The organism is Metabacillus schmidteae, from assembly GCF_903166545.1.
Lineage (GTDB): Bacteria > Bacillota > Bacilli > Bacillales > Bacillaceae > Metabacillus > Metabacillus schmidteae.
In genome coordinates this window covers 46731-66600 of sequence record NZ_CAESCH010000002.1, presented here as the reverse complement: position 1 = coordinate 66600, position 19870 = coordinate 46731, and the positions used below count along the sequence as shown (strand labels likewise).

Genomic DNA, 19870 nt, shown 5'->3' with positions numbered 1-19870 from the left:
ATTTTTATTAAGTGCATTAAAACTTATAAATATAACAACGTACAGTTAATATTTGAAATATAGTTTTTTATATTACTTCCTTATATTTCGTAGAAACCTCTTTTTCTTTGTTTCTATCAACACTATCTATCACATCAACCAATTTCATAGTTAGTTTCTTAAAATCAAAATCCTTTGCTCCATTTCTAGCATTTTGTCCCATCATGTAATACTGATCTTCAGACATGTTCTTTATTTTCAAAATTGCATCAGCCAATTCTTCTGGCGTACTTTTTTCTAACTCAATTCCACATTTATACTTATTTATTATTGAATAACCCATTTTCACCGTTGAAATAATCGGTTTACTTGAAGCCATATATTCAAATAATTTGTTAGAACTATTCCCTCTAGCCCAATTGTATTGCGTCTGAGAATAGTTAAGAATATTTACTGATGATTTACTTAGTATATAGGGTATCGAGCGTTTACTTACAAAACCTTTCATTTTAACATTAGTTAGCTTTTCTTCAGCAACTCTCTGATCTAGCATATCCTTTTGATTACCATCACCATAAATCAAAAACTGAATATCTTCCTCATCCTTTAATATTGATGCTGCATCTAGGACATTACCCACATTATTAACCGGTCGTATCGCTCCTACATAAATCACGTTAAACTTATCAGCATTTAAATCATCGTCTTCAACCTTATTTTCAGTAGATGATATTTGAAACCCTTCTACATCGACGCCATTGTTGATGTAATAACATTTATCAAGATTGATATCTCCACCTTGTTCAGTGTCCCATTTCTTTTCAATTATATAGTCAGTATCTCCCTCTTTAGTGAAAATAAGAGCATCTGCCTTTTTATAAATCCAGTGCTCTCCTGCTGTTAAAATACGTCCTAATAGGCTTTTCTCTTTGGCTTTATCAAACGAAAATATAGCTTCCGGCCATAAATCTCGTATTTCACATATACAGGGAACATTAAGTTTCTTAGCTATCTGGATTCCCGCAACCATAGTTAATGGGTGCACACTTGAAGCAAGAATAATATCAGGTCTACCATGTAACTTTGCATATTCCTTTGCGACAGAGAATAGATTAATATAAAATAACCCCATGTTTTTTACTCTATCAATCCCATTCCCTAAGGCCGTTGTGGTCTTTACAAAAACAAAAGGAATATCATCCACAGTATCGGTGGCATACTTCTTATTTTTTGTATTGATATATTCTGATTTGTTATGATAGGTATTTGCACAAAAGACCGTTACTTCATATCCTTGCTTAATGAGATTGTCCGCAAACCAATAATGCCGTCCTCCACGGTTTTTATACATATCAGTCGCATAATGATTCCATAACCATATCTTTTTTTTCTTCAAATTGTACTCACCTCTAATACTTCACTTAAATATTTGTAAGATATTAATCTAGTTTTCTCGCAGGAGTGCCAACATAAACTCCTGGTTTAGATATGTCCTTAACCACTACAGAACCAGCACCAACTTTACATCCGTTGGTGATGTTTATATTATTACTAACTACACTGGCAATACCTAACCAAGATCCTTGTCCAACCTTGACCGTGCCTGCTAAATGAGCACCTGGTGAAATATGAACAAAATCTTCAATATCATTGTCATGGTCAATTGTGGAACCTGTATTAATAATGCAGCTTTTACCAATTTTGGTACAACAGTTAACAATTACTCCCGCCATAATAGCTGTCCCAATTCCTATATCTACATATGACCCTATAACTGCATCCGGGTGAATTAATACCGGAATACTAGCCCCAAATGTTTCAAGCATTTCATGAACCCTTTGTCTCGTAGCATTATTCCCAATACCAACAAATATATCGTACTCATCTATATGTGTAAAAACATCATCTGAAGTTCCAATGACTTCTAAACCCATTGATGATTTAATGATTTTGTCGTCATCTAAAAAAGCAATACTCTGCCATTTATTCATTTTTATTGCAATATCCGCAACAACTTTTCCGTGGCCGCTAGCACCAATTATTAAAAGTTTGTTTTTCATATTTCCATTCTTTCCTTTTTGGTTCCCTTAAAAGGCTCAATTGTTGCAGCAGTTTCTGAATTAATACCCTCTCTAACGAAAACCTTTTTTATGGTCAAAAATATTATCTTCCAATCCTCAATGAAACTTACATTGTCCACATACTCAACATCGAGATTAAATTTATCTTCCCAACTAATCGCATTTCTACCACTAACCTGCGCTAAACCAGATAGCCCTGGTCTTACTTCATGACGTCGTTTTTGATGATTGTTATACAATGGTAAATATTGCACCAAAAGTGGCCTAGGGCCGATAATGGACATATCACCCTTCAAAATATTAAAAAGTTCGGGTAGTTCATCAAGAGATGTAGAACGTAGTAACCTACCAAACTTCGTCAACCTAACACTGTCAGGTAGTAACTCCCCTCTATCATCTCTTTCATCCGTCATAGTCCTGAACTTATACATCAGAAAAATCTCTTCATTAAGCCCAGGTCTCTTTTGCTTGAATAGAACAGGACTACCTAATTTCGTTCTCACAAGAATTGCAACTACTAGAAGTATCGGACTAAGAACAACAATGGCGATTAACGATAGCATGATATCCATCGGTCTTTTTATAAACCTTCTATAAATACCACCTTTGGAATTCTTCATTATTTAAACCACAACCCCTTAATAGTCTCCACTACTCTTTCTAAGTCCTCATCTGTCATCTTCGTATCAGACGGCAAACAAACCCCATTCTCAAACAACTTTTCCGATATACCTTCACCCACAAAATCATACTTTTCAAAGAACGGTTGCAGATGCATCGGTTTCCAAACCGGCCTTGACTCAATATTCTCTGTTTCCAATGCATTAAATATATCAATTGGTCGTACTTTACCAGTCAACGTAATCGAACTTAGCCAGTAATTCGGTTCATCCCATTCATTACTAGGCATGAATTCAACACCTTCAAGCCCACCAAGTTCTCTCTTATAAAACTCTAAGATATAATTCTTCTTAGCAACTCTCTGATCCAACACTTTAAGCTGCCCTCTACCAATCCCAGCAACAACATTACTCATACGATAATTAAATCCTAATTCGCTATGTTGATAATGTCTTGCTTGGTCTCTAGATTGAGTGGCCCAGAATCTAGCTTTTGCAATACGTTCTTCGTTATCAGAAACAAGCATCCCGCCACCAGAAGTTGTGATAATCTTATTTCCATTAAAAGAGAAGATGCCATAATCCCCAAAAGTCCCTGTATGCTTACCTTTATAGTAAGTACCTAATGACTCAGCAGCATCTTCTATAACCGCTACATTATGTTTCTTACAAATCTCCATTATCTTGTCCATATCAGCGGGTAAGCCATATAAATGAACAACAATTACTGCCTTTACTTCTGGATATTTTTCAAATGCTTCTTCCAATGCCTTCGGACTCATATTCCACGTTTCATAATCACTATCTATAAAAACAGGAATGGCATTTTGATAGATGATTGGATTTGCAGTAGCAGAGAAAGTCAGTGTCGGACAGAATACAATATCCCCTTCTCCAACTCCTGCTGCTTTGAGAGCCAAATGAATAGCAGCTGTTCCTGAAGACAATGCCGCAGCCGCTTTAGAGCCAACTTTTTCAGCCAGTTCTCTTTCGAATCCATTTACGTTTTCACCAAGGGGAGCAATCCAGTTTGTATCAAAAGCTTCCTTTATATATTGCATTTCATAACCTTCATCACTCATATGGGGTGAAGAGAGGAATATTCTTTCTTTCACTTTTGTCGACTCCATCTTCTAGACTTCCTTCCCTAGTTAAGTTAATATTTTAGTAGATTAGGACTTAATTAGAATCTTTTTTCCTTTCTAATCAACTACTAAACCACTAAATTTGTTATCTATATCAGATAGCCACCTCGTAAATAATATTCAATATGAGAAATAGATAAAAATATCAACATATAGTATGTTTCACTGTTAAAAACCGAATTTTAATACTACATATTGTGTTTTGTTATCGATTTCCGATACTCACCTCGTAATATCTATTCAATCTACCTTGCAAATACGAATTAGATATTCTTTCATTTATCACCCTAAACCGAGTTTCTTCCTATTATATAGACCATTCAATCAATCTATAAATCTCACTAAAAGTGCCTCAAACCCTTATCCCGCAAGGTTTCTAGCACTCAATCTAACCATGATAGTCAGTTCCTTAACTCCATTCAATCTATTTCCATATTTCAGGTTGTTAGAAACCCCGTCAAATCAACGTTTTGCAAATTCAAAATACCTGATTTTAGCCATTTTATCTTTATATACTAACAAAATGGTACTATGTTATATAGGTAAATCCCGTATATTGTATATTTTTGTGACTTTGCAATGATTTTAACACAATATGTTGTGGTTATCTATTGACCATTCTGACTTCCCCAGCACCATTTAACCATACCTCTCATCCCCAACCATATCTATGAAAAAACTCAACTACAAAAAAGGTACTCCCACTCCTTTATCTTCTTCCTCATCACTCTCAATATGGTCATGCACACTACAATGAACTTCACCATCTACATAATTAATCACACCAAACTCAGGACAAACCTTAGCTTCATACCTAAGAAAATAACCACTAAAAGCAACATCCGAATGCTCTTTACTCTCAATCATCAAATGTACCTCATAATCCCTTTCCAGCTGATTCCTATTAACATCACAAACATCAGCCTTTGTACTATTTATATATCCTAAAACTCCAGGAACTGCAATTGCTGCTACAATCCCCAAAATAACAACTACAGTCATCACTTCAATTAACGTTAAGCCTCTACCATTCAACAATCGATCTTTTACCCACATATTAATCCTCCCCAACTTTATCATGAATGTTCATGCACTCTAAAGTTGTATACAAAGTATGTGTGCAAAAAGAATAATAGTACAATCTATTTCCTTCTCACTTTAAAGAAATCAAAAATAATAATTATATTACTCAATAAAACATAAAACAAAATATCAGGCATCCAACCCACCCTCACACCACACCACCAACAACAAGTGTCTAAGGTTCCCACAGAACCCACAGCATAGCCGAGTGCCTCCATTGATATAGGTAAGGAGACATCACCTAATTTTAATATGTAGATGAAAGAGACTTACCTTTAACAGACTCTTTCTATAATAAATGTCGTAATTTCTACTTCACTCTTCAGATCTTCACTCCAAAAGCAAGCTCGTCTACAAGTAAACACCGTAAACGGCATTACCCAAGAGATTCACTTACCAATCGTAAGTCTAGACATATATTGACTATTCACTACTTTTCAGAATACCTTCAAATACTTCAGTTTTTTGGTCCAACAAAACTTTTACTTAACAACTTCCATAACAAATTCTTCTTTTTTATTAGCTAGTTCTAAAACATAGCTCCTTATATATTCCAAATCATACCTATCATAATTCTCTATTAAAGTCGTAACTCTCGTAAAATCAAACTCCACTGTTTTCCCAATAAAAATCTTCGGAAACACCGCTTCACTATGAACTTCATTCTCACCAAGTAACTCTTCATACATCTTCTCACCAGGACGAATCCCGGCAAACTTAATCCCAATTTCCTCTTCTGTATATCCGGATAACCTAATTAAATTTTTCGCCAAATCAACAATCTTAACAGGTTCACCCATATCAAGAACAAAAATCTCTCCACCACGAGCAAGTGCTCCAGCCTGCATCACAAGCCTTGAAGCTTCCGGAATCGTCATAAAGTATCTCGTCATATCAGGATGTGTAACCGTTATAGGCCCACCTGCTTGAATCTGCCTCTTAAATAGCGGAATTACACTACCACGGCTACCAAGTACATTCCCAAAACGAACAGCAACAAAGTTTGTCTGGCTTTGTTTATTAAGCTCTTGAATTACCATTTCAGCAATACGTTTTGTCGAACCCATTACATTTGTCGGATTTACAGCCTTATCTGTCGATACCAATACAAATGTCTGAACACCAAATGTATCTGCAGCCTCCGCTACATTTCTCGTTCCAAGTACATTATTTTTCACAGCTTCTTTTGGATTATATTCCATTAAAGGTACATGCTTATGTGCAGCTGCATGATAAATCACATCCGGCTTATGTGTTTCCATGACATCAAATATTCGATGACGATCTTGGACATCAGCAATAATTGGAATGATCTCAAATTGATGTTGGTATTGATTTCTCAGTTCCATATCAATCGTATAAATCGAATTCTCTCCATGGCCTAGAAGTAGGAGTTTCTTCGGCTGGAATTTACTTACTTGTCTGCAAATCTCAGAACCTATTGAACCACCTGCACCTGTAACGAGAATCGTTTTGCCTGTGATTTTCTTAGATATACTTTGAATATCTAGGTTTACCGGATCACGTCCCAACAAGTCTTCTACCTGTACATCGCGGAATTGATTCACCGATACTTTTCCTGTTACAATATCCTCAATCATTGGCATGATTTTTGTTTGGGCTTTCGTTTTACTGCATTCTTGATAGATTTTTTGTATTTCATGTTTACTAAGTGACGGGATCGCAATGATAATATGGTCAATGTTTTTAGCTTCTACAATTTCAGGGATATCCTCTGTTTTTCCTAAAACTGTTACACCATAGATTTGAAGCTTTTGCTTCGTACTATCATCATCAACAAATGCAACTGGATGTAGCTCACTATCATTATTTTTCAGCAATTGTCGAACTAGCATCGTTCCGGCTGAGCCAGCTCCTATAATAAGAGCATTTTTCTTTTCAACCTTCGACATAATGTAACGGTCGCGAACAATTCTCCAAGAAAATCGCGATCCACCGATAAGACACATATGTAATAGCCATGTAATAAATAGAACTCTTACATACACATGGCCATTTATCGCATACTGAACAAGTGCAGCAGCTGCAAGTGAATATGTAATGGCCTTTACAATCGCTACTAGCTCTCCAACACTCGCATACTCCCAAGCCTTATGATATAAACGATACATAAAGGCAAAAACATGATGGCTTATAAGCAGGGTAACAGAGCTGATCATGACCATTTTCAGAGTGAAGAAATCAAAATAAGGATTTAAAATGAAGTAGCCAACATAAATAGAAAATAAAACAATCAATGAATCCAGACCAAGTAACAAGGACAACCGCTTTGAATAACTCAATTTTGACCCCTTCTTTACATAAATTTTGTCATATAAAAATACCTAATGAAAATTCATAATCTCTTATGCACTTTAATTAGATATTTTAATAAAACATTTACTAACTTTAACCCAAAAGTTCTTAATAAAGAATTATATGATCCTTTATACATTTAACTCCTGAAAAATCAGGTCTATATCCTTAACAAAAACTAGTTATCACTATATCTATATAACTATCAAAAATGGTGATAACTGGTTTTCGCTAATTCAAAATCCCCAAAAATATATACCTATTTCATTATATCCTGTAAAAAAAGGGAAGAAAAGGGAGGAAATTTGTCGGAATGCGACTATTTTCCTCCATAGTAATAATAATATTGATTATCTTTTTGCTTTTTCCCGTTAATAACAACTCCAAGGTATTTCCCACTAGCATTGACAAGTATATCTTTTGCTTTTATTGCAGAATCAATTTCTGTTTTTCCACTTTGAATAACCAGTACAGTACCATCACATTTATTCGCAATAATTTGGGCATCTGTAACAGCTAATAAAGGCGGTGTGTCAAAAATAATAAAATCAAATTGCTCTTTCACAATCTCAATCAAATCATTCATCGCATTGGATTCTAGTAATTCCGCAGGATTGGGAGGAACCGGACCACTTGTTAATACAAATAAATTCTCATGCTCAGTAGCTTGAACTGCCTTCTCAATGGATGCTTCCTTTGATAGAACATTAATGAGTCCTACCATATTATCGGCACGAAATGTATAATGAACCGTTGGCTTACGCATATCTGCATCAATTACAAGTACCCGCTTCCCCTGCTGGGCAAATACGACCGCTAGATTCGCAACAGTAGTAGATTTCCCTTCCATCGGCTTTGAGGATGTGACCATTAATAATTTAATTTTCTTATCTACTGAAGAATATTGAATGTTCGTACGAATTGTACGATACTGCTCAGAAACAGGGGACTTAGGATCCTTCATTGTCACTAAATTCCGAGCAAGACTCTTTAATTGTGCTAACTGCTTACGCGCCACGTGAATCACCTCTCACCATACGATTTTCCATTTTCGTAGAACCCTTTTTATCAGCGACATCATCATTTTCAATCAATGTTATTGACCCTAACACAGGTGACTCTAAATATCTCTCAACATCCTGTTCGTTTTTAATTGTTTTATCAAAGTAATCTAATAAAAACGCAAGGCCTACTCCAATCATTAATCCAATGACAAAGGCAATTGCCATATTCATTACTGGGTTCGGTTCAACATGCTTGCCATCTTCAGCCTTCGAAAGAATATTCACATTATCAATATTCATAATGTTCACCAATTCACGTTGAAAAACAGATGCAACAGTGTTTGCAATATCCTTCGCTAAAACTGGATCTGTATCATTTACAGTTACTAGTAAAATTTGAGATTCATTTTTCGTTGTGACGGTAATTTGTGAGGATAAATCTCGATTAAGATTTAATTCGTTCGATACTTCCTCTAGAACAGCAGGACTTTTAATAATTTCAGTATACGTATTAATAATCTGAGAATTAAGAGAGATATCATTTGGAACAAGAACATTCTGTTCCGTTTTTGGTTTCACGAGAAGCTCTGTTGAAGTTTGATAGACCGGTGTTAGTAAAAAGTAGCTTACAAGACCACTAGCAGTCGTTGCAACAATTGTAATCATAATAATGAGCCATAGACGCTTTTTTATTATGTCAACCAATTCTAATAGGCTAATTCCATCTTCCATTGTTTCGTTCATGTTTACCTCCATGTATTAATAAGGAATTTATTATTTAGTTCTTTAGTCTTAACGCATAGGACTTTATCAACAGTTGTTATTATAACTGTAATTTGTATCACATTTCTACAAGTTTTTGCAAATAATTTATAGTTATTTTTACCACGACAAGTTTCGACAAATAGTATGCGTTTACACTATTTTGATATTTAAACTTAATGTTTTAAAGATAAATATTTAACAAGTTTTACTCTCTATGATTTCACTATTAACCTTTTTTAATCTTATATAACAAACAAAAAAGGAATCAAAGCTAAAGATACGCTATGATTCCTCAGTTAAAATGTTCCTCTAGACTTTGATTAACCTAATACATTGCTAGAGAGAGTAAAAGTTAGTTATTGTTAGTTAAATTAATAATTAGGTATTAAAAGATGTATCTTAGTTTAATACTTTAATATAAATAGGACTTTTAGATAAGTTAATAGAGCTGTTTCCAGTATCAACTACCCCTAATTGTTCCCCTAGCATAGATATAACTTGCCCTTTAATTTGTTCTGTCCCAGGCCAAGTAATAGCATGCTCTGTTCCTCGAGTCCAACAAACATATATGACTTCACCTTTGTTATTTATAAATTCAAATATATAATCCTTATTATCATTAAGCTCAATTCTTTTTAAAAATTTATAGCCATTAAGAGTATTTGCTAAAGTAGAGGCACCTAGGGAAGCCTCTTTGGGTTGTTGGGTACCAAATTCTCTGATACCAAAATTATGTTCTCCATCATCTACATTTGAACTATGACCTTGCCAATCGTACCAAATATTAATTGGAATACCCAAATACATATTAATTAGGTACATTCTAACTAGATATTGTGCCTGTTGTCTTTGATCAAGTTCCACACCATAAAAAGCTTCACCAGTTGAATATCCCCATTCACCGGATAAAACAGGGATGTCTTTATCACTATACTTTGCTATTAACTTTTTTATAGCTTTGTAATCTTCAATCACTGTTTCTGGTTCAGTTCCACGATATAGATGAACAGAGAGTGCATCAATGTCCTTTAATATGCCTTGTTTAAATGTTTCTTCAAGCCAATCAAATGAATTGTTATCAATGGTTGATAATGCAGGTGCTACTACAATTCCAGTAGGGTCACTTCTTTTAATTGTTTTTGAGGCAGATTTAACAAGATGAGTATACTTCTCAGCACTTGAATCTGTCGGACTCCAAAATCTCTCAGAATTAGGCTCATTCCAGATTTCCCATATTGCATGTTGATTTTTATATCTTGAGGCAGCCTGCCTGACAAAATTAGTATATGCCTTCCTGCCTCTTTTTGTAACGACAGAATTGCCCTTTTCATATAAAGAATTACTATAACTAAGAATATAATAGGGACGAATATTATGATCCATTAACGCATTATTATAAGCATCATAACCTGTAGTATCAAAATCATACTTGTTAGGTGTTTGCTCTACTCTATGCCATAGTATATCATCACGGACTATCTTGAACCCATTATTTTGTATAGCCGTAACATCGACATCTGAACTTGCAATATGAGTTTGTATACCTAAGTTATTTGGTACAGTTTCAGATAGTTCCTTTATATTTCGACCGGTAAGTATATTATCAATAAAAAGAACGATTAGTAGCAAAACAAGTATCATGAATATTATTATTTTTTTATTTTTCATAGACCACACTCATTAGTAGGATATATTCATTTGCACCTAGAGATGCTGATATAAATGATATTATCTATATCTATACCTTAGCATATATACTAAACCAGTTTTGATTAACATTAACCTTACTTTATTTGAAGAATTTAGATACTTGTTTCTGAAAAGATTATTTATATTTAAGGCGTTTATATATTTACTTAGTGATCTTTTATATGTTTTATATGCTTCTTTATCATCAGGATAAAGCTGGTTTAAAAGATATATATTAAAATATAAAGTATTTAGTAGAAAAAATTGAAATTCTTCGTTATATAATCTTTTATAGACGTCCTCTTCAATATTTGCCTCAATTTCTGAGAGGATTGCGATATGGTCTACCAATGCTTTATATGTTGGTTTCTTTGTTATAGAACCTTGTCTTTGTAAATAAAAATATAGACTTTGATTTACAAACGATAGTTTCTGGGAATGTTTGATAAGATGAATAAGTGTAGGGGCATCTTCATATAATTTCCCTTTAGGAAAAGTAATTTTATTATCAATCATTAATCTTCTTCTAATTAACTTATTCCAAATATGTCCATTGATTTCTCCAGACCAAAATCTTCTAAGAGCTTCCATATTCCCTATTATTTCTTGTTCATTGAAATCATTTGAAAACATATCTTCCTTACTGCCATCTTCATACTCATTCATTGCTTTGGATACCACAATATCAGCATCTGTTGTTTGGGCTTGTTTATACATTACTTCAACCATATTGTTTGTTATAGAATCATCGCTATCTATAAATAAAACATACTCACCCTGAGCCTGCAACAAACCTTTATTTCTCGTTTCACTTAAACCTTCATTTTCTTTATTGATTAATTTGATATTCTCTATTTCTTGGTACCTTTTTAGAATTTCACTACTATTGTCAGTTGAACCATCGTTAAGGACAATAATCTCTATATTAGTGAAGGTCTGGGATAGTACGCTATCTAAACATTTTTCAAGATATTTTTCCACATTATAAACTGGAATTATGACACTTACAGCTACTCTCAACTATTTTCTCCTCACCTTTTTACTTATTTTCTAACTTTACTTAGAACCATGTTGTAAACAGACTTTGTATACTGGTCTTTAAAGATCACCATCAAAATTAAATAGATGAAAACAGATAGAAGTCCATAACACAGAATATTTAACAAATCTGATTGAATATGGATAAATGTTTTACAAACAAGGACTATAACAACCATTATTATATTAGCGATTATATACTTTAAAAGGCCTTTTTTTATCAACGTTGTAAGACTAATTATGTTTCTTAGGAAAATCAATTGAATGATTAATATCATCAACTCAGTTAGTAAAGTTGAAATTGATGATCCCATCGCCCCATATTGAGGGATGAGGATAAAATTCAATACAATATTTACTATTGCTCCTGCAACTAATGGGATAGTATATTCTTTATTCTTTTCCATAGGAATAAAATAAGTTGAGCCAAGCATTACACCTATTGCTTTAATAAAAATTAAGGGTGCTAATATTTGACCGACCGCAGTACTTTTTTGGAATTCTTCACCTAGAAACCAAGGAATAAACTCACTAGATAATAGTAGGAAAATTATACAAATTGGCAGTACTATAAATGAGATAATTGAAATACTTTGATTGATTAGTTTACTAATATCTTTTAGGTTACCTTCTTTTATAATTTGAGCTGCTTTTGGAAGCATGACTGCACTAAACGCTGTTGCTATTGTAACCAAAACATTTATGATCTTTTGGCCCTGTTCATATAGGCCAACCTCAGTGGTTGTCGATAAGATCCCCAGCATAATTTTATCGGTCAGGATATAGATCATAATAGAGAAGCCTGCAACAAATAATGCGAGCATTTTTGTAAAATGTTTTTTAATATTTCTAACAGCTATTCTCTTAAACGATCCGACAAAAGTCATTAATTTAAACCACATAAAGCTATTTCCAATTAAAATAGAAAGTGCAAGAATGATTGCATATAGATAAACATCATTTTTATCTTTTACAAAAATAAAAATACTAATAAATCCAATCGATTTAATTAATAAATTCCTATATAGTATTTTCTTAAACTGTTCCATTCCCTGGTAGAACCAATTTATATCAATCATATATGCAATAAGATTAATAGCTTGAAAATAAAAGAGTATCTTATTAGAAAAATAGAAATGAGTCATAGAAATATAAATAATTGTCGCTAAAACAAGTAATGATAATCTAAGAATAAATATTTCGCTAAAGACTTGACTTAGTTTTCCTTTATCATTTCTTACTTTTGCAACTTCTTTTACACCATAAAGTTCTGACCCTAATAAAGCAAGGTTGATAAATAACATGACAATTGAAGTACTGTATCCAACTATCCCAACTCCTGAAGGTTCAAGTACCCTAGAAACATAAGGGATGGTTAGTAACGGTAAAAACAACATGATAAATTGCTGCAATATTACATAAAAAATATTTTTTGTTGTTGAACTCATTTCTTTCACCTTTCAAGCTGAATTCTATCGAAATGTTTCTATGAACTATTCAATATTTATCACATTAGACTCTATCTTTAAGTTTCCTAGCAGGAATTCCGCCGACAATTGTGTAAGGGGCAACATCTTTATTAACGATAGCACCTGCTGCTATTACAGAGCCTTTTCCAATTTTAACACCTTTTAAAATTACAGTATTCGCTCCGATCCAAACATCGTCCTCAATAATTATATCTCCGTCGTACCAAGGATTTTTTCTTATCAAATCATCACGCGAAGTTCCATGGTTGGATGCTATCAATTTTACTGAAGGACCAAACAACACATCATTACCGATTACTATTTTCCCTTCAGGTGCCCCCCAAAGAAAGCAGCCATTATTTATAAAAGTATTATCACCAATACTAATATTTTGCGGCTCTTTTACAAAGACATTATAATAGATTCTTGTATTAGTTCCCTTTTTTATTTTTGCTAACCTAAGGGAGTTCAATAGAAAATATGCCATTGCAACAAATATATTTTTAAAAACTCTGATGACAATATCCATAGTTAAAAATTCCCCCTCTCGTTATAGTATCGATTTATATACCTGAATGTGTTCATCTACAAACTTCTCAATAGAAAACAATGAACTTCTCTTTTTACCTGCGTCTATCATTGATAGGCGATTGTTTTTATTTTCTTCTAAATCTGTAATTATTGTTGATAGCTTTTCTGCATCTCCCTTTTTAAATAAGCATCCAGCACCAGAGACTACTTCTGTTAAACCCGCTACATCACTGGCTATTACAGGTAAGCCACTTGCCATAGCCTCAACTGCTACTAGACCGAATCCTTCAAAGTGAGAAGATAGAACAAAAAGATCAGCTGTTTTCATAATATTAGGCACATCTGCCCTAGCCCCGAGCAAATGTACTCTATTATTTAGCTTATGATTTTTAATCATTTCCTCATATTCGTTATGCTTTTCTCCATCACCAACGAAAACAACATGTATATGGTTTGGGAGATTCATTGCGGATCTAATTACCGTTTCATGGTCTTTTTGATTCGTGAGTCTTGCGACCATTAAAACAATAAAATCCCCAACCTTAAAATTTGGAACAAGTTTAGCTTTCTCTAAAGGTTTTGCATTAGTAAATTTACTTAATGCAATTCCATTTTCCACTACAACACTTTTATGTTTTACATTCTTAGTCCAAGTAATTAGCTCATCAAATGTTCCATTGCTAATGCAAATGATTTTACTGTAGTTTTTATAAATAATAGTATCAATATACTTAAAAACCTTTAACTCTCTTCGTCTATTGGAAGTATTATGTTCAGTTGTGATGAATTTTGGAGTCTTTTTGAAAGTATTTCTTAAAAGGCTAACCCAATATTGAGATGGAAATGTGTGAGAATGAATAATATCATATTTTCGTTTTTTAATAACTTTCTTCAATTCCAATATTTGCAACGGATTATAAATGTTACTTATATTACTATAAATAATTTTTATCCCTTTGTTTTTTAATTGTTGTTCAAAATTGCCTTCCGTACTCCTTTTCAAAACAAATACTTCCGATTGAACACCTTTTTTCTCAAATTCCGGAAGTGCATCGTTCAATAAAGTTTGCGCACCACCAATATCTAATGAGTTAATAACATGCAATACCCTCACAATATTCAGCTACCTTTACCTAAAGATTTCTTCGTATTTTTTTACCATGTTTGACACATCGTATTCTAGTGCCTTATTAAGACAATTGGCTTTCAGCTTATCGTATAATTCTTTATTCTGAATTAGTTCTAGAATAGCTAGTTTTAATTGTTGTTCTGAATCAGAAAGCTTGCTATCATTCAATATTACATTACCATCAAATTGTGGTGTAATCAGTCCGTATTCATGTACTTCAAACTCTTTAATTTTTTTATGAATATTTTTATCCTTATCTATTATTTCTCTAGGTCCAGATTTACAATCAGTCGAAATGATCGGCGTATTACAAGCTAAAGATTCAATTAAAACATTAGGAAACCCTTCGAACAAAGAACTCATCACAAAAGCATCTGAGTGCTTAATAAATTTATAAGGGTTTTGTTGAAAGCCTAAAAATTGTATAGAGTCTTGTATGTTTAGTTTTTCAGAAAGTTTCTTTAAATCTTCTTCCATTTCGCCTTGTCCTAGAATCAATAACTGGATATTGGGCTCACTTTTCTTTAGCTCAGCAAGAACTCTTATTAAGTGCCAATGCCCTTTTGCATATGTTAATCTTCCTACATTTATTAACGTTTTTTTATTTTTAAAAAGCTCTTTTTCACTAGAATTTAATGGTTCATTTGATCTTTCAATAATGTCATTTATCTTATGAGGATTATAAATAACATCAATATCCTTTTTTAAGTTATAATTTTCGATAAAATCTTCTTTCATTACATTGGATATAGCAACTAAATGATCCGGTTTAGAATAAAACAATTTAATTAAGACATCGTAAATTTTACCAAAGAAACCCCATGTTTTATTTTCAATGGATTTAACATTATGTTCCGTACAGACTGTTTTTTCATTTTGATTTGACACAATATTAATAATATTTGCTGCAACACCGAAACTAACAACTACATCAAAATGATATTTTTTCTTTAATTCTTTAACTATTTTAATTCTCTTTAAAAAAACTTTCATTTTTTGAAGTTTTGTTTGGCCTTTTGGGCACACTCCAAGAACTTTTGAGTTATGCTCATAGCGAATTTCACTTTCACTATCCAATAAGATTAGATACTGTGAATAGTCACTATTTAGACCTGACATGATGTTTGATGCTACCTTAGGCATGCCACCTTCTTGAAAATCCGGTAATAAAAAGGCAATTTTTTTCATTTTAACGACTCCTAAATGTACTCAATCTCCTGAATATAATTTATCGTAGGCATTTACCATCTTTTCAATCGTAAAGTTATTTATAAAGTGCTTATATGCATTGTTACTCATCTTGCCTAGCAAATCCTTATTGTTGATCAATACTTTTAACTTTGCTCTACCTTCTTCTATATTATTTAGCTTATATAGAAAACCGTTGTCATCATTAGTAACTAATTCATTATTACCTGTTACATCAGATGCTAATAAAGGTACCTTAAAAGCCATAGCTTCAATCAATGCATATGGTAATCCTTCATATAAAGATGATAGTAAAAATAAATCTGCTCCTTTTAACACTTCATACGGATTATCCAAGAAACCGGGAAGTTTAATGTGGTTGTCCAATTTATTACTATTAACATACTCAGCTATTTCATTATAGTACTTCCCATCACCAACGTAGGTGTACATAATATTAGGGTACTGATTTAGCAGACCCTCAATTATTTTTATTGCTTCCCATGGATTTTTTTGATCATCCATTCTTGCTATGGTTACGATATGAAAAATGTCCTTGATGCCTTCATCTTTAACTTCGGGAATATCCATCCCATTGTAAACAACAGTTGACTTTTCTACAGGTAAAATATTATGTTTGATAGCTTCTGCTTCTTCACCTTTAGATACATGTATTACTTTTGTTGAAAAATTATTAGCCAATGCTTTTTCGATAAATGTGAATAATTTCATTTTTTTATTAGATATCGTTGGGTTTTGGAAGATATACCCATGCGGTGTGTAATATATCTTTTTTATCCGCAAATATTTTGCTGCTACTCTCCCCAGAACACCTGCTTTAGAACTATGGCAGTGTACTACATCAGGTTTTATATTTTTCAATATACCTACTACCTTCATTAAAGCTGCGAAATCTTTTTTAACACTTATTTCTCTTTCCATTTCAGCAACAGGATAGAATTTGACATTATCCAGTCTATTTTTAGCATCAATAAAGACAGTATCCATTCGATTAACACCATGTATAACATGAACCTCATATTTGTTTTTATCAATATGGTCAAGTAAGTCTACCAAATGTTTTCTTACTCCCCCACCTAATGCTTCACAAATATAAGCTACTTTAATTTTTTTCATGTAATCCCTCAAATCTTTCAGAAGCATTATTTGTTAGCTTATTACTAATAACATATATAATACTCACAAAGAAGAAGTAAACGATCAAATATATGCTGGCATACCAAACATATAAAAATGCCGAGCTAATCAAAGTGAAAATTAAATAATATTGCGAGGAGTCGCACAAGACTTTAATAAACTGTGCTTCCTTGTGATTTAAATCAATTGCTTGATTACTTAGTTTACGAAATTTCTTTTGAGTATTAATTAAATATAGGGCAATTAAACCAACAATTACGATTCCAAATTCAGCTGTCCAACCTAGTAAAACTGACATAATTGGAAACTCTTTTCGTTCAATGAAATCATAGTATTCTTGATTGTATCTTGACCAATCCGGTAGATATTCAAAAATATAATAGGAGTGATATTCCCATCCAATACCTGTTAAAAAGTTTTTTACTGTGATGATTAATAAGGCAAGTGTAGTGCCTGACCTATTTGAAACAGATGTTTCATTTTTGTTTAATAAGAAGTTATTTATAGTTTCCGATAGGTATTCACTTCTAAAGTTATATTGAAAAATAAAAGAGCAAACCACTATAGCGCAAAGAATTACTAAAACCCGCTGAATTTTATTCATATCTCTCATAACAAAGAGTAAAATAACCGCTCCAAATAAAAATCCAGCCGTTGTCTTTGCCATTACAAATAAGAATAAAATAATTACCAGTATGATGTATAAAGGAAAGATCTTTTCACGCTGTTCATTAAAGATATTAAACTTATTTTTTATAGAAGCAAGAATAAAGGGAATAAATATAACAAAAAATTGCGTTGCTAGGTTTGAGGCCTCTTCTGTTAACCCATTAATTCTAAAAGTCGTTTGAACATAACTTCCTAACATATAGAAACTACTAGGATTGTCATTCGCTTGCTGTCCACCCCATCTTGCTTCTACAGTATCACCGATTAACCTTACTAACGGCTCAAACAATGACGGTAAGAATAAATAACATAATTGAATAAGACAAACAATGAGTGAAAGGATTAATGCAATCCATCCGCCTTTTAAAAATTTATTAACATCATTTAAATCATTTATATTTAACCTTACTACAAAGTAATGAACAAGGATTGAACATACAAACCCAAGAAATGATATATACGTTTTAATCGGATGCTTGTTAAATCCAGATACATCAATCCTGTAGTAACTTAAAACCATTGCTATAAATTGCACAACTAAAATTATAGAAATAAATACAACTACCCTTTTATTTATAAAAGATTTCGGGAATTCCCCTCTTAATTGTATTAAAGCCAATAGAATAAAGAATATATATAGATAAAGCTGAATTCGATTTCCATAATAGATTGGAAATTGAATATTAATATACTCAAAAATAAATAAAGAAATGGGCCAGATTAAATATTTCATTGACATCCCTCTTAATAAGAAGAAATAATATGTACAAAAAAACATACAATTATTTCTTCTTTCCCTACGTTATTTACCCTATACAACAGGGTTACGACAAAGTATCTTTTTCATAATACATTTTCAACCTTTAAAATTAAAGACTGTAACAATATTCCTTTAGTAGTTGGAGTAATTTAACTTATATTTTGACTACTGTGCCACTTCCATGCACTTTCTATAATTTGATTTAAATTAAATTTTGGCTCCCAGCCTAATTCTCTTTTTATCTTCTCTGAGGAAGCTACAAGTTTTGCAGGATCTCCTTGACGTCTATCACCATATTCGATATTTGCCTTAATCCCTGTTACACTTTCGCAAGTTTCAATTACTTCTTTTACAGAAAAACCATTTCCGTTTCCTAAATTATATACTTCTGTTTCTTTTTCCTCTTCTAATAATGCATCTAATGCGAGAATATGAGCATTTGCTAGGTCTGTTGCATGAATATAGTCTCGAATACATGTACCATCAGGTGTATCATAATCAGTACCGAAGACAGAGATTTTCTCTCTTTCTCCCAATAAGTGTTGAAGAATAATTGGAATTAAATGTGTCTCAGGATCATGACTTTCACCAATTGTTGATGATTCATGTGCACCCGCTACATTGAAGTATCGCAGCACGATATAATGGAGATCGTAAGCTGTTGCAAAGTCTTCAAGGATCTGTTCAACCATAAGCTTCGTTTTTCCATAGGGGTTAATTGGATTATTCGGTTGTTTTTCATCTATTAAGTCAACATTTGGGACTCCATATGTTGCTGCTGTAGATGAAAAGATAAAGTTTTTCACATTATGATCTACCATTGCCTTAAGTAAGGTTAATGTTGCAGCAACATTATTCTGATAGTACTTATATGGATCTGTGACAGACTCTCCAACTAAGCTATTGGCAGCAAAATGCATAACAGCTTTTATTGGATACGTATTAAATATGTCATCAAGTACACGACGATCTCCTAAATCTCCCTGTACAAAGATAGCGTTGCTGTCAACTAACTGCTTAAATCCTGTTGATAAATTATCTAATACCACTACTTTTTCTTTTTCCACTAGCTCTTTTACAAGATGGCTACCAACATAGCCTGCTCCACCAACAACCAGAATCATTTTTACATCTCCTTACCAAAATAACAAATGTTTTTTGACACCATACCTAATGAACATTCCTTAAATCTATATCTATCGGTTTAGGTTCAATTTATCATGTTGATAAGGCCTTGTTTTCTTTC

Annotated in this window: 17 protein-coding genes; all 17 read right to left on the bottom strand. The window is 32.8% G+C overall.

Translation table 11 applies throughout. The features are described from left to right. Positions 1-67 precede the first annotated feature (67 nt). The 17 genes from HWV59_RS21285 to galE all read right to left on the bottom strand — a co-directional run bounded on the left by HWV59_RS21285 (position 68) and on the right by galE (position 19748). The gene (locus tag HWV59_RS21285; RefSeq protein ID WP_235991857.1) at positions 68-1375 is read right to left on the bottom strand and encodes a glycosyltransferase family 4 protein; all 1308 of its coding nucleotides are present in this window, start codon (positions 1373-1375) and stop codon (positions 68-70) included. A 43-nt stretch (positions 1376-1418) separates the two neighbouring features. Continuing rightward, positions 1419-2039, bottom strand: coding sequence for an acetyltransferase (locus HWV59_RS21280; RefSeq protein WP_175640171.1), 621 nt, complete (start codon positions 2037-2039; stop codon positions 1419-1421). Further along, a complete protein-coding gene (locus tag HWV59_RS21275) occupies positions 2036-2680 on the bottom strand; it encodes a sugar transferase (RefSeq protein WP_328824354.1) in 645 nt (214 codons plus the stop codon). The genes HWV59_RS21280 and HWV59_RS21275 overlap by 4 nt, the downstream gene beginning before the upstream one ends. Then, the gene (locus tag HWV59_RS21270; RefSeq protein ID WP_175640720.1) at positions 2680-3795 is read right to left on the bottom strand and encodes a DegT/DnrJ/EryC1/StrS family aminotransferase; all 1116 of its coding nucleotides are present in this window, start codon (positions 3793-3795) and stop codon (positions 2680-2682) included. Before HWV59_RS21270 ends, HWV59_RS21275 begins: the two co-directional genes overlap by 1 nt. A gap of 714 nt (positions 3796-4509) precedes the next feature. Then, entirely contained in the window at positions 4510-4881 is a 372-nt protein-coding gene (locus HWV59_RS27435) for a type II secretion system protein (RefSeq protein WP_102230319.1), read from the bottom strand. 509 nt (positions 4882-5390) lie between these two features. Further along, entirely contained in the window at positions 5391-7211 is a 1821-nt protein-coding gene (locus HWV59_RS21260) for a polysaccharide biosynthesis protein (RefSeq protein WP_175640170.1), read from the bottom strand. 332 nt (positions 7212-7543) lie between these two features. Beyond that, entirely contained in the window at positions 7544-8242 is a 699-nt protein-coding gene (locus HWV59_RS21255; protein ID WP_328824353.1) for a CpsD/CapB family tyrosine-protein kinase, read from the bottom strand. Continuing rightward, complete coding sequence (locus HWV59_RS21250) at positions 8232-8960, bottom strand: YveK family protein (protein WP_175640719.1); 729 nt, start codon at positions 8958-8960, stop codon at positions 8232-8234. The genes HWV59_RS21255 and HWV59_RS21250 overlap by 11 nt, the downstream gene beginning before the upstream one ends. Positions 8961-9392: 432 nt before the next feature. Further along, positions 9393-10661 (bottom strand): cellulase family glycosylhydrolase, encoded by a 1269-nt coding sequence (locus HWV59_RS21245; protein WP_175640169.1) that lies wholly within the window; start codon positions 10659-10661, stop codon positions 9393-9395. Positions 10662-10721: 60 nt separating this feature from the next. Next, positions 10722-11702, bottom strand: coding sequence for a glycosyltransferase family 2 protein (locus HWV59_RS21240; RefSeq protein WP_175640168.1), 981 nt, complete (start codon positions 11700-11702; stop codon positions 10722-10724). A 23-nt stretch (positions 11703-11725) separates the two neighbouring features. After that, positions 11726-13168 (bottom strand): flippase, encoded by a 1443-nt coding sequence (locus HWV59_RS21235; protein ID WP_175640167.1) that lies wholly within the window; start codon positions 13166-13168, stop codon positions 11726-11728. Positions 13169-13232: 64 nt separating this feature from the next. Further along, the gene (locus HWV59_RS27430; protein ID WP_175640166.1) at positions 13233-13718 is read right to left on the bottom strand and encodes an acyltransferase; all 486 of its coding nucleotides are present in this window, start codon (positions 13716-13718) and stop codon (positions 13233-13235) included. 21 nt (positions 13719-13739) lie between these two features. Further along, positions 13740-14834: a glycosyltransferase gene (locus HWV59_RS21225; RefSeq protein WP_175640165.1), complete on the bottom strand. Its 1095-nt coding sequence runs from the start codon at positions 14832-14834 to the stop codon at positions 13740-13742. A 15-nt stretch (positions 14835-14849) separates the two neighbouring features. Next, a complete protein-coding gene (locus HWV59_RS21220) occupies positions 14850-16037 on the bottom strand; it encodes a glycosyltransferase (RefSeq protein ID WP_175640164.1) in 1188 nt (395 codons plus the stop codon). Positions 16038-16058: 21 nt separating this feature from the next. Continuing rightward, a complete protein-coding gene (locus HWV59_RS21215) occupies positions 16059-17174 on the bottom strand; it encodes a glycosyltransferase family 4 protein (protein ID WP_175640163.1) in 1116 nt (371 codons plus the stop codon). Next, positions 17161-18597, bottom strand: coding sequence for a hypothetical protein (locus HWV59_RS21210; protein ID WP_175640162.1), 1437 nt, complete (start codon positions 18595-18597; stop codon positions 17161-17163). The genes HWV59_RS21215 and HWV59_RS21210 overlap by 14 nt, the downstream gene beginning before the upstream one ends. A 176-nt stretch (positions 18598-18773) precedes the next feature. Beyond that, positions 18774-19748 carry a UDP-glucose 4-epimerase GalE gene (gene galE / locus HWV59_RS21205; RefSeq protein WP_102230328.1) on the bottom strand — a complete coding sequence of 325 codons (975 nt, stop codon included), beginning with the start codon at positions 19746-19748 and terminating at the stop codon, positions 18774-18776. Positions 19749-19870 lie beyond the last annotated feature (122 nt).

Bases quoted from the DNA above. Each gene is read 5' to 3' on its own strand.
- HWV59_RS21280 (WP_175640171.1), bottom strand. From the start codon at position 2,039: ATGAAAAACAAACTTTTAATAATTGGTGCTAGCGGCCACGGAAAAGTT.
- HWV59_RS21275 (WP_328824354.1), bottom strand. From the start codon at position 2,680: ATGAAGAATTCCAAAGGTGGTATTTATAGAAGGTTTATAAAAAGACCG.
- HWV59_RS27435 (WP_102230319.1), bottom strand. From the start codon at position 4,881: ATGTGGGTAAAAGATCGATTGTTGAATGGTAGAGGCTTAACGTTAATT.
- HWV59_RS21250 (WP_175640719.1), bottom strand. From the start codon at position 8,960: ATGGAAGATGGAATTAGCCTATTAGAATTGGTTGACATAATAAAAAAG.
- HWV59_RS21245 (WP_175640169.1), bottom strand. From the start codon at position 10,661: ATGAAAAATAAAAAAATAATAATATTCATGATACTTGTTTTGCTACTA.
- HWV59_RS21235 (WP_175640167.1), bottom strand. From the start codon at position 13,168: ATGAGTTCAACAACAAAAAATATTTTTTATGTAATATTGCAGCAATTT.
- HWV59_RS27430 (WP_175640166.1), bottom strand. From the start codon at position 13,718: ATGGATATTGTCATCAGAGTTTTTAAAAATATATTTGTTGCAATGGCA.
- HWV59_RS21220 (WP_175640164.1), bottom strand. From the start codon at position 16,037: ATGAAAAAAATTGCCTTTTTATTACCGGATTTTCAAGAAGGTGGCATG.
- HWV59_RS21215 (WP_175640163.1), bottom strand. From the start codon at position 17,174: ATGAAAAAAATTAAAGTAGCTTATATTTGTGAAGCATTAGGTGGGGGA.
- HWV59_RS21210 (WP_175640162.1), bottom strand. From the start codon at position 18,597: ATGAAATATTTAATCTGGCCCATTTCTTTATTTATTTTTGAGTATATT.
- galE (WP_102230328.1), bottom strand. From the start codon at position 19,748: ATGATTCTGGTTGTTGGTGGAGCAGGCTATGTTGGTAGCCATCTTGTA.